Source organism: Kitasatospora sp. NPDC048194 (assembly GCF_043202455.1).
Taxonomy (GTDB): domain Bacteria; phylum Actinomycetota; class Actinomycetes; order Streptomycetales; family Streptomycetaceae; genus Kitasatospora.
The window spans coordinates 549,363-560,683 of sequence record NZ_JBIDAK010000001.1 but is presented as its reverse complement, the minus strand read 5'-3'; the positions used below and the strand labels follow the sequence as shown (position 1 = coordinate 560,683).

Below are 11,321 nucleotides of genomic sequence, written 5' to 3'. Positions count from 1 at the left end.
ACCACCCCCATCATCACCCTCGACGCCCGCCGCCGCGACAGCGCCAAGAGCGCCCTCATCACCCTCGTCGAACACGCCCTCCTCGCCCGACTCCGGTGAGCGGGCCGCCCGTGGCCCAGGGGACTCGGCGAAGTCCCCTGGGGCCCCGGCGAGGTCGGGACGGCTACTCGGTCGGCTCCAGCCCGGCGCGGATCAGGCCGTAGGTGTACGCGTCCTCGAGCGCCAGCCAGGAGGCGGCGATCACGTTGTCGGCCACGCCGACGGTCGACCAGGTGGCGGTGCCGTCGGTGGACTCGATCAGCACCCGGGTCTTGGAGCCGGTGCCGTGCTGGCCCTCCAGGATGCGGACCTTGTAGTCCACCAACTCGAAGGTGGACAGCGGCGGGTAGATGCCCTCCAGGGCCGCCCGCAGCGCCTGGTCGAGCGCGTTGACCGGGCCGTTGCCCTCGCCGACGGCGATCCGGCGCTCGCCCTTGGCCCACAGCTTGACCGTCGCCTCGTTGCCGGAGACCCCCTGCGGGCCCTGCTCGCTGATGGTCCGCCAGGACTCCAGGGTGTAGAAGCGGTCCCGGTTGCCGCGCACCTCGTCCCGCAGCAGCAGCTCGAAGGACGCGTCGGCGGACTCGTAGGTGTAGCCGAGGTTCTCCTGCTCCTTCACCCTGGCCACCACCCGGCCGGCCAGGTCGCGGTCGGTGGAGAGGTCGTAGCCGAGCTCCTTGCCCTTGAGCTCGACGGAGGCCCGGCCCGCCATGTCGGAGACCAGCATCCGCATGGTGTTGCCGACCTGCTCCGGGTCGATGTGCTGGTACAGGTCCGGGTCGACCTTGATCGCGGAGGCGTGCAGGCCCGCCTTGTGGGCGAAGGCCGAGAAGCCGACGTACGGCTGGTGGGTGGACGGGGCCAGGTTCACCAGTTCGGCGATCGCGTGGGAGATCCGGGTCATCTCGGCCAGCCGCCCCGCCGGCAGCACCCGCCGGTCGTACTTCAGCTCCAGCGCGCCGACCACCGGGAACAGGTTGGCGTTGCCGACCCGCTCGCCGTAGCCGTTGGCGGTGCACTGGACGTGGGTCGCGCCCGCGTCCACCGCGGCCAGGGTATTGGCCACCGCGCAGCCGGTGTCGTCCTGGGCGTGGATGCCGATCCGGGCGCCGGGCTTGTACGTGGCGCAGTCCGCGAGCACCTCGGCGACGGTCTCCCGGACGCCGGCCGGCAGCATCCCGCCGTTGGTGTCGCACAGCACCACCACGTCCGCCCCGGCCAGGTGGGCGGCGCGGACCACCGCGAGGGCGTACGCGCGGTTGGCCCGGTAGCCGTCGAAGAAGTGCTCGCAGTCGATGAACACCCGCCGGCCCTGGGCGCGCAGGAACTCGACGCTGTCCCGGATCATCTCCAGGTTCTCGTCCAGGGTGGTGCGCAGGGCCAGTTCGACGTGCCGGTCGTGGGCCTTGGCGACCAGGGTCACCACGGGCGCGCCGGAGGCGACCAGCGCGGCGAGCTGCGGGTCGTCGGCCGCCTTGCCGCCGGCCCGCCGGGTGGCGCCGAAGGCGACCAGCTCGGCGTTGCGCAGTTCCAGCTCGGCGGCGGCGCGCGCGAAGAACTCGGTGTCCCGCGGGTTGGCGCCGGGCCAGCCGCCCTCGATGAAGCCGACCCCGAACTCGTCCAGGTGCCGGGCGATGGCCAGCTTGTCCGCCACCGTGAGGTTGATGCCCTCCCGCTGCGCGCCGTCGCGCAGGGTGGTGTCGAACACGTGGAAACTGTCGTCGGTACGGCTGACCTCGGTCATGACCTCTGGTTCTCCGTTTCGGGGAGGTTCGTACTGCTCTGCCGGATTTCTCGTCCCGGCTCCACTGTCCAGGATCCCGCGCGCGGTCCCGGTGTCCCCGGCCCCTCGTGAGGGCCGTCGGCCGGTCCGGTGGCAGTGCTCGTCGGGGGCTGGGCCCGAAAAGCAAAAGACCCCTCGCGGGTGCGAGAGGTCTGCGCGCGGGTCTGGACGCTCGTGGTCGCTCCGCATCGGGTCCTGCGGAAGCGGTCACTGCGGACCGGCGCGCCTGCTGCCGATAATCAGCGAAAGCGAGGACACGCTCGCAGTCTGACACAGCCTCCAGGATCCGGCCCGGCCGTCTCGCGATGCGGAACGGCCGCCGGGCGGGGGCGGCCCGGGCGCCGGGAGAACGCTCCGGGGTCGCGGCTCCGGGCGCCCCGGTGCGGTGGGGCGCCCGGGCGGGTGCGGTCAGACGATCTTGTGCAGCCAGCCGTGGGTGTCGGGTGCCTGGCCGCCCTGGATGGCGAGCAGGGCCCGGCGCAGCTCCATGGTGATCGGGCCGGGCTCGCCGGTGCCGACGGTCCAGTCGGCGGCGGCGGACTTGACCGAGCCGACCGGGGTGATCACGGCGGCGGTGCCGCAGGCGAAGACCTCGGTGAGGGTGCCGTCGGCGTTGGCCTGCTGCCACTCGTCGGTGGAGATCTTCCGCTCCTCGACGGCGTAGCCGAGGTCGGAGGCCAGGCGCAGCAGGGAGTCGCGGGTGATGCCGGGCAGCAGGGCGCCGGACAGCTCCGGGGTGACGATCCTGGCGTCCTTGCCCTCGCCGAAGACGAAGTACAGGTTCATGCCGCCCATCTCCTCGATCCACCGGTGCTCGGCGGCGTCGAGCCAGACCACCTGGTCGCAGCCCTTCTCGGCGGCCTGGGCCTGGGCGACCAGCGAGGCCGCGTAGTTGCCCGCGCACTTGGCGGCGCCGGTGCCGCCGGGCGCGGCCCGGACGTACTCCTTGGACAGCCAGACCGAGACCGGCTTGATGCCGCCCTGGAAGTAGGCGCCGGCCGGGGAGGCGATGATCATGAAGAGGTAGGAGTCGGCCGGGCGGACGCCCAGGCCGACCTCGGTGGCGAACATGAACGGACGCAGGTACAGGCTCTGCTCCGGCTCGTTCGGGACCCAGTCCCGGTCCTGCTGGACGAGCAGTTCGACGGCCTCGACGAAGGTCTCCACCGGCAGCTCCGGCATCGCCAGGCGGCGGGCCGAGGCCTGGAAGCGCAGGGCGTTGGCCTCGGGGCGGAAGGTCGCGATGGAGCCGTCGGCCTGGCGGTAGGCCTTCAGGCCCTCGAAGATCGCCTGGCCGTAGTGCAGCGTCATGTTGGCCGGATCCATCTCCACCGGCGCGTAAGGAACCAGCTGGGCGTCGTGCCAACCGCGGCCCTCGGTCCAGCTGATGGTCACCATGTGGTCGGTGAAGACGCGGCCGAAGCCGGGGTTGGTCAGCCGGGCCTCGCGCTCCGCTGCGGGCAGCGGGTGGGCGGAGGGCTTGAGGTCGAACGTGATGGGCGCCTGGGTGGGCGTGCTCATGGCTGTTTCCTTCACCGTGGGGTTGGATCGGGGCCGCCCCGCCGAAGGAACGTTCCCGCGGTCGGACGCGGGAACGAACGCGCGACGGCACGGCCCACTGTCGATATTCGCATCCAGAGGGCCGTGCCGAACAGCCATCCGCTCCCCGGGGAGCTGCAAGCTGCGGTTGTGCGGTCCGGCCCGTGCGGCCGGGACCTTGTGGCGATCCGGCCGTCAGCCGGATACTCGGGCGGCGAGCGCGTCGCCGACCTGGGAGGTGGAACGGGTGCCGGAGCGCTCGGCGAGGTCCGCCGCGACGGCGGCCTCGACCTTCGCGGCCTCGGCGGCGTAGCCGAGGTGCTCCAGCAGCATGGCGACCGACAGCACGGTGGCGGTCGGGTCGGCCTTGCCCTGGCCGGCGATGTCCGGCGCCGAGCCGTGGACCGGCTCGAACATGGCCGGGTACTCGCCGCTCGGGTTGATGTTGCCGCTCGCGGCGAGGCCGATGCCGCCGGTCACGGCGGCGGCCAGGTCGGTCAGGATGTCGCCGAACAGGTTGTCGGTGACGATGACGTCGAACCGCTGCGGCTGGGTGACCAGGTGGATGGTGGCCGCGTCGACGTGCAGGTACTCGGTGGTGACCTCCGGGAACTCCCGGCCGACCTCGGCGAAGATCCGCGACCACAGGTGCCCGGCGTGCACCAGCACGTTGTTCTTGTGGACCAGGGTGAGCTTGCGGCGCGGCCGCGCCTGGGCCCGGCGGTAGGCGTCGCGCACCACGCGCTCGATGCCGTAGGCGGTGTTCACGCTGACCTCGGTGGCCACCTCGTGGGGCGTGCCGGTGCGCAGCGAGCCGCCGTTGCCGACGTACGGGCCCTCGGTGCCCTCGCGGACCACCACGAAGTCGATCTCGGGCTCGCCGGCCAGCGCGGACCGCACGCCGGGGAACAGCCGGCCCGGCCGCAGGTTGATGTGGTGGTCGAAGGCGAACCGCAGCTTGAGCAGCAGCCCGCGCTCCAGCACCCCGGACGGCACGCTCGGGTCGCCGATGGCGCCCAGCAGGATCGCGTCGAAGGCCTTCAGCTCGGCCAGCACGCTGTCCGGCAGCGTCTCGCCGGTCCGGTGGTAGCGCCGGGCGCCGAGGTCGTACTCGGTGGTCTCCAGCTTCACGTCGGAGGCGAGCACGGCCTCCAGGACCTTGAGGCCTTCGGCCACCACTTCCTGGCCGATGCCGTCACCCGGGACAACTGCGAGACGAATGGTGCGAGACATGGTCGGACCCTACTCCGCCGTCCCAGTCCCTGACACCTCGCGTCCAGCATCCGGACGATCAGACCAAATCGATCTCGATCGGGAACGGCTGGTCGACCTTCAGTTGCTTGTGGTAGATGCCCGTCAGGCCATAGGCCCGCGTGGCCGGATCCAGCTCGTACACGTAGACGACCGGGCGCCCCTCGCCGTCACTCTCCACCCGCCAGAAGTGCCGGATGCCGGCCGCCGCGTACTTTCGGGGCTTGGTGTCGCGATCCCGTTCCTGCGACTCCTGTGAGACCACCTCCACGGCCAGGAGCACGTCCTCCGCTTCGCACATCGTCTGCCTCGGCCCCGTGTCGCCGCGCTCGTCGACCACGATGAGGTCGGGCTCGGGCCGGTCGCGCCGGTTCAGCTTGACCGTCATCTCCCGCCACACCTCCCATCCCGCCGGGACAGCGCCCTCCAGGGCCCGTTCCAACCTGCGCAGCGTCCGCATGTGGAACTTCGTCTGTGCGCTCATGAAGATCAGGCTCCCGTCGAGCAACTCCGTGTGCGGCGGGAGATCCGGCAGCCGGTCCAGGTCCTCGGCGACGTAGCCGTCGACCGGAGGGCGGATCCAGTCGGGGTACGGCTCGATGCTCATGGTTCCTCCCATAAGGGCATCCTGGCGGCCCTCCCAGGCTACTCGGCAAGGCCTCCTCGGACGCCACTCCTCCGAGGGAGCGCGGGTGATCAGAAGTGCGCCGGGGGCGCGCCTAAGGTGGCGTGATCCGGGGTTCCTGGCAGAAACGGGGCGCGTGCGTGAGGACGGAGCGGCGGCGAGAGGTGTCGGTCTGCGCGGGCGCGGCCGCTCTGGCGGTGGGCGGGTACGGGCTGGCGGCCGCGCTGAGCGGGCGGTGGCCGGCCGGGGCCGGCGAGGTCGCGGTGCCCTACCACGCGCACCTGTGGGACCTGCTGCACGGGCGGACCACCGGGGACCTGCTGTTCAACTGGAACAGCGGCTACGGCGTCCCCTTCCTGGCGGACTTCTTCGCCTACCTGATGAATCCGTTCTCCTGGCTCACCGTGCTGCTCCCGCGCGACCAGGGGCGGCTCGCCGTCCTGCTGGTCGCCCTGGCCACCATCGGCCTCGCCACCGCGCTCATGGCGCACCTGCTGGGCCGCCTCCACCCCGGCCCCCGGCGGCTGCGGGCGCTCGCCGCCGTCGGGTACGGGCTCTGCGCCTGGGTGCTGGACGTCGGCGGGGCCGCGCCGATGTGGCTCTGGGGCCTGGTCTCGCTGCCGCTGCTCGGCCTGGTCGGGGACTGGTGCCTGCACGAGCGGCGCTGGGTGGCCGGCTCGCTGTGCGTGGCGCTCGCCTGGGCGGGCAACCTGTACACCGCCGCGCTGGCCACCCTGGCGGCCGGACTCCTGTTCGCCGTCCGGCTGTTCGCCACCCCCCGGCCGTTCCGGCACCGGGCCCGGGCCACCGGCCGGGCCGTCACCGCGACCACCGTCGGGGTGCTGCTCGCCTCCCCCGTGCTGTTCGTCGCCGTCCGTGCGGCCCGCGGCGCCCAGCCCGAGTCGCCGGTGCTGCCGCTCGGCCCGGCCGGCCTCGGCGGGCACCTCGCCCGGCTGCTGCCCACCGTCCAGGGCGGCCGGCCGCTGCCGGACGTGGCGATCGGCGTGCTCGGGCTGCTGCTGGTGTGCGGGCTGCCGTTCAACCGGCGGGTGCGGGTGCGCGAGCGGGCGGTCTGGTGCACGGCGCTGGTCCTGGTGGTGCTCGGGTTCCTGTGGACCCCGACCGTGGTGGTCTGGCACGGCCTGGCGATCCCGGCCGGCGGGCCGTACCGCGTCGCCTTCGCGCTCAGCGGGCTGCTGGTCCTGGCCGGCTGGGTGTCACTGGCCCACCGGCCGGACCTCCTCACTCTGCTGGGCGGCGCCGCCGTGGTCGCGGTGGTCGCCGGGCTGGCGGCGGGCCGGCAGTCGGTCCCCGCCTCCACCTGGGTGGTGCTGGGCGTCGGCGCCGTCGTCCTGCCGGCCGCGCTCGCGGTGCTGGACCGCCGGCACACCGACCGCCGGGCGACCACCGCGGCCACCTGGGTGCTCGGCGCCGCGGTCCTCGGCAACGCCGTCTGGTCCGGGTACGCGGCCTTCGCCTCGGCCCCCGCCGACACCGTCTCCCCGGCCGCCGTCCGGGCCGGGTACGCGGCCGTCCGGGCGGGCACCGACTGGCCGGCCGGCCGCAGCGACCCCGGCCCGCACGCCTTCACCGCCAACGATCCGCTGCTCCTGGACGGCCAGGGCGGCGGCTACGCGAGCGGCTCGCTGCCCACCGTCGCTGCCCTGCTGCTGCACGACCTCGGTGCGGGCTGGACGGCCGGCGGCCGGCAGGTCGCCGGCGTCACCGACCCGGTCGGGCGGGCGCTGTTCGCGGTCCGCGCCCACCTGGACGACGGGCCGCCCCCGGACGGCTTCACCCCGGCCCGGGCGGCCGCGCCGCCGCTGGTCACCGTGCTGCCGCCGGGCGCCCGGACGGACACCTCCTCGGTCTGGTCCCGGCAGGAGTCGCTGCTCGGCAGCCAGGTCTACGACACCCCGCTGCCCGTCCCGGCCGGCGGCTCGGCGCCGACCCTGCACGGCACCAGCGGCTGGTCGGTGCCGGGCGGCGGCGAGGGCACGATGTTCTCCGCCACCTGCACGCCGGGCGGGACGGCCTACTTCCACGGGGTCTGGTACCGGGGCACGGTCAGCGGACTGGGCACCAGCTACCGCAGCGACGGCGAACAGCCCACCACGGCGGTGGCGGTCCACCGGCTGGGAACCGTACCGGCGGACGGCGTGGTCCGGGTGACCCTGCGCTCGGACGCCGTCAGCCAGGTCCCCGCCCGCCCGATCGGCTGCCTGCGGGCCGGTGCCCTGGAAGCCGCCGTGACCCGCCTCACCGCCACCGGCGCCACCCGGGTCGAGGCCGGCGGGCACTCCCTCGGCGCGACGCTCCCGGCGGGCTCCGCCGGCACCGCGCTGGTCTCCGTCCCCGCCACCGAGGGCTGGTCCTGCTCCGTGGACGGCGGCGCCGCCGCCCCCGGCTCCGTCCTCGGCATGCTCGCCGTCCCGCTGGGCGCCGGCGCCTCCCACCTGGCCTGCGCCTTCCGCCCGCCGGGCCTCACCGACGGCCTCACCGTCAGCTCCGCCACGGCCGCCGTGCCGGTCCTGGTCGCCGTCTTCGCCCGGCTCTCCCGCCGCCCCACCCGCGCCCCGCGCCGCGACCGCCGACGGGCCGCCCGCGGGGCGGACGGGACGTGACGGGGGCGGCCCGCCGGCGCTCGGCGGGCCGCCCCCGGGTTCGCCGGGCCGGGGGTCAGGGCAGGGTGAGCACCTGGCCCCTGCGGTCCGCCGGGTTGAGGTGGTGCAGCAGCAGGAGCCGGGAGGTGTCGCCCGGCGCCCGCTGCACGGTGAGGACGGTGCCCGGGCCGGCCGGCGCGAGGACGGCGGCGGGGCCGTCGAGACCGGTCCGGGCGGCGAGGGCCGGGTGCAGGACGTCCAGCGGTACGGTCGGGCGGGTGCCGCGCAGGCCGATGGCGGAGTAGGCGTCGGCCGGGTCGGGCCGGTCGGGGGTCGCCAGGCCGGTCCAGACCCCGTAGCGGACGGTGCTGCGGCCGGGCCTGACGCCCGGCAGCGCGCTCAGCCGGACGGGCAGCACCAGCACGTCGCTGTCCAGCAGTTCGGTGTCGGTGTCGCCCCAGTGGGCGTTGAGCGGCTGGACGTCGAGCTCGGCGCCGGTGCGGGCGTCCAGGGCCCGGGAGACCAGCACGTCGCTGCCGCGCAGCCGGTCGGCCACCAGGAGGACGTCGGTGGCGCCGTCCCCGTCGGTGTCCAGCGACACCCGGGTGCCGTACAGCCCGACCGGCGTCGCGGCCGGCGCCCACAGCCGCACGCCCACGTACAGCTGGTCGGCGTCGGCGGTCGCGCCCACCGCCCGCAGGTTGGCGGCCCGGTCGCCGGGGTGCTCGACGCAGACGTCCTGCGGCTGGTCGGCCGACTGCGCCTCGCTCTCGGGCCGGACGCCGGAGCCGGCACCGACGGCCGTGCCGCCGCCCGGCGGGCAGTCGGGCCAGCGGGCGGCCTCGCCGCCGAGCGCGAGGGCGGTGACCAGCCCGGGCCGCTCGCCGGGCGCCGCGCTGCCGCCGAGGGCGACCAGCGTGCCGCCCCGGGCGGTGCGGGCGGTGGCCGTCGCCGTGAGGTCGCCGGCGGGCCGCGGGGCGGCGAACACCGGGACCCGCAGCTGCGGCAGGGCGGCGTCGCCGACCGGGCTGAACAGCACCTGCCCGGAGAGCTCGCCCCGGTAGCTGCGCGCCTTGCCGCCCTGCCGGGTGTCGATGGTCGGGTCCGGCACGCGCCCCAGCGCGCCCGGGACGGACAGCGTCACCGTCACCCGCGCGGTGCCGCCCGCCGGGACGTCCACCTGGGCGGGCGTCACCAGGTAGGAGGCCCCGGGCAGTCGGGTCGCCGGCGCGTAGCCGGTGCGGTAGCTCAGCGTGGACGCCGAGTGGTTGCGCAGCTCGATCTGCCGCCCGAGCGCCGTCGGGCCGCCGACGGCGACCGGGCCGAAGGAGACCCCGACGCTGCCCGGCTCGGCGCCCTCCCCCGCCGCGTAGGCGACCACCGGGGTGCGGACCGCCGCGTCGCCCCGGGCCCGGCCGGCGCCGGTGCGCTCGGGTCCGTAGACCGGCCCGGTGTGGTCGTCGCCGAGCCAGGTGTCGGTGCTGGTGTTCATCAGCGCGGCCTTGACCTGCTCGACCGGCCAGTCCGGGTGGGCGGCGCGCACGAGTGCCGCCAGCCCGGCCACGTGCGGGGCGGCCATCGAGGTGCCGTTCTCCCGCTGGCCGCCGCTGCCGCTGCCGACCAGCGCGGACCAGATGGTCTCGCCGGGGGCCGCGAGGTCGGGCTTGACCACGCCCGGCACGCCGATGCCCCGGGAGCTGAAGTCGGTGAGGGTGTCGGCCCGGGAGGGTTGGTTCTGGGCGACGGAGCCGTGCAGCGGGTTGCCGGGCGCCGCGAGCCGGACCCGGACGTCCCCGGCGGCGGCGGCCTTCAGCAGCCGCTCGCCGTCGGCGCGGGCGAGCAGCACGACCGGGATCCGGTCGTTGCCGGAGATCTCGGCCAGATGGTCGCTGTCGGCGGCGTACAGCGCGCCGACCGCCCCGGCGTCGGCGGCGTGGTCGGCGCGCGGGCCGGAGTTGCAGGCCCGGTCGGCGTCGGCGGTGTGCCAGGTCAGCAGGGCGATCCTGCCCTTCAGCCGCTGCCGGTCCGCCTCGCTGAAGGCCGTGCAGCCGTCCGCCTGGTCGGCGGGCACGGCGAGCGCGCCGCTCACGTCGGCAGTGGACCAGCCCCGGTAGCGCTCGCTCCAGTGGCCGGGGACGACCCCGGCGAGCGCGGCGGGGGCCAGCACGGTGATGCCGTCGACGTCGGCGTGCCCGTGCACGGAGGCGGCGACGGTGACGGCCCGGGCGGCGGTGCCGGGGCTGCCGCCGACGCCGTACACGTCGCCCTCGTTGCCGGCCGCCGCGACCACCACGGTGCCGAGCGCGGCGAGCTGGTCGACGGCCAGCGCGTCGGTGTCGTCGGGGCTGCCGAAGCGGCTGCCGAGCGACAGGTTGACCACGTCGAGCCGGTCCCCGAGGTCGCCGTCGCCGTTCGGGTCGGCGGCCAGGTCGAGCGCCTGGGCGAGCCGGTCGGTGGCGCCGTCGCAGCCGAACACCCGGATCGCGTACAGCTGCGCGCCGGGGGCGGCGCCGGGGCCGACCTTGAAGGCGGCCGGGTCGAGTCCGGCCCGGTAGGGGCCGGTGTACGGACGGCCGTCGGCGGTGACGCCGTACCCGGCCGCCGTCCCGGCGACGTGGGTGCCGTGCCCGTTGCGCACGCAGTCGATCGGGTTGTCGCTGGGGTGCGGGACGGGCTGGTACTGCGGGGAGGACGGGTCGGGGTTGTAGTCGTCGCCGACCAGGTCCTTGCCGCCGACCACCTTGGCGCTCGGGAACAGGGCGGCCGGCGCGGGCTTGCCGCGTTCGACCGACCGGAAGGCCTGCTCGGTGCCGGGGCCGCCGAAGTCGGCGTGGGTGTAGTCGATGCCGCTGTCGATGATCCCGATCCGGACGCCCCGGCCGGTGTTCCCGGTGAGGGCGGCGTCGCCCTCCCACACCTTCGGGGCACCGGTCAGCGGGACGGAGTAGGCGTTGTCGCGCTGCTTGTTGACGATCGGGTGGACGGCCCGGACGCCGGGCAGCGCCCGCAGCGCGGGCAGCCGCTCGGCGGGCGCGCTGACGGCGAGGCCGGTGAGCAGGGTGCGGGTGCGGTAGAGCTCGCGGGCGGCGGGCGCGGTTCGGTGGACGGCGTCGGCGAGCCGGTCGAGGGCGTCCCCGGCCCGGCGCCGCTGGGCGGCTCCGGCGCCGGCGGCCTCCGCGCGGACGGCCTCCGGCGTGCGCTGGGCCCGCCGGGCGGTGTCGGCGGCGCGCTGCCAGGCGGGGCCGGCCGCCTCGGTGGTGAGTTCCAGCAGGACGGAGGCGGTGCGGCCCCGGCCCGGCGGCCCCGCGGTGGACGGGGCGCCGGCCGCCGGGGCGGCGGCGAACGCGGCACTGCTGGGCACGAACGCCGCCGCCAGCAGGACCAGGGTGAGGCCGATCGGGGCGATCGGTCGGCGAACGGGTGGCAGACGCACTGGGCCCTCTCCCCCGGCCGGGGGGACTGATCCGCGCAGCGTGTCGCT

General features: G+C 75.5%; 6 protein-coding genes and 1 pseudogene. 2 read left to right on the top strand and 5 right to left on the bottom strand.

All coding sequences use genetic code 11. The annotated features are described in order from the left end of the window. Window positions 1-99 (top strand): annotated as a pseudogene (locus tag ACGF07_RS02525) (ATP-binding protein); the annotation flags it as partial. Between the two features lie 64 nt (window positions 100-163). Here ACGF07_RS02525 and cimA read toward each other — a convergent pair. From cimA to ACGF07_RS02505, 4 genes are all read right to left on the bottom strand, one after another. Continuing rightward, entirely contained in the window at window positions 164-1,783 is a 1,620-nt protein-coding gene (gene cimA / locus ACGF07_RS02520; RefSeq protein ID WP_350748698.1) for a citramalate synthase, read from the bottom strand. 447 nt (window positions 1,784-2,230) lie between these two features. Beyond that, a complete protein-coding gene (locus tag ACGF07_RS02515) occupies window positions 2,231-3,343 on the bottom strand; it encodes a branched-chain amino acid aminotransferase (protein ID WP_350748695.1) in 1,113 nt (370 codons plus the stop codon). A 213-nt stretch (window positions 3,344-3,556) separates the two neighbouring features. Beyond that, on the bottom strand, window positions 3,557-4,594 hold the full coding sequence (locus ACGF07_RS02510; RefSeq protein WP_350748692.1) for a 3-isopropylmalate dehydrogenase: 1,038 nt from the start codon (window positions 4,592-4,594) through the stop codon (window positions 3,557-3,559). A 58-nt stretch (window positions 4,595-4,652) separates the two neighbouring features. Then, entirely contained in the window at window positions 4,653-5,219 is a 567-nt protein-coding gene (locus tag ACGF07_RS02505) for a Uma2 family endonuclease (protein WP_392894675.1), read from the bottom strand. A 182-nt stretch (window positions 5,220-5,401) separates the two neighbouring features. On the opposite strand from ACGF07_RS02505, the gene ACGF07_RS02500 reads away from it, so the two are divergent. Further along, on the top strand, window positions 5,402-7,861 hold the full coding sequence (locus ACGF07_RS02500) for a YfhO family protein (RefSeq protein ID WP_392894673.1): 2,460 nt from the start codon (window positions 5,402-5,404) through the stop codon (window positions 7,859-7,861). A gap of 55 nt (window positions 7,862-7,916) precedes the next feature. On the opposite strand, the gene ACGF07_RS02495 is transcribed toward ACGF07_RS02500, so the two are convergent. Next, window positions 7,917-11,273: a S8 family serine peptidase gene (locus ACGF07_RS02495; RefSeq protein ID WP_392894671.1), complete on the bottom strand. Its 3,357-nt coding sequence runs from the start codon at window positions 11,271-11,273 to the stop codon at window positions 7,917-7,919. Between the last annotated feature and the right edge of the window lie 48 nt (window positions 11,274-11,321).

What these genes read in the sequence shown, in the direction of transcription:
- ACGF07_RS02515 (WP_350748695.1), bottom strand. Translation starts at nt 3,343, where the DNA reads ATGAGCACGCCCACCCAGGCGCCCATCACGTTCGACCTCAAGCCCTCC.
- ACGF07_RS02510 (WP_350748692.1), bottom strand. Translation starts at nt 4,594, where the DNA reads ATGTCTCGCACCATTCGTCTCGCAGTTGTCCCGGGTGACGGCATCGGC.
- ACGF07_RS02505 (WP_392894675.1), bottom strand. Translation starts at nt 5,219, where the DNA reads ATGAGCATCGAGCCGTACCCCGACTGGATCCGCCCTCCGGTCGACGGC.
- cimA (WP_350748698.1), bottom strand. Translation starts at nt 1,783, where the DNA reads ATGACCGAGGTCAGCCGTACCGACGACAGTTTCCACGTGTTCGACACC.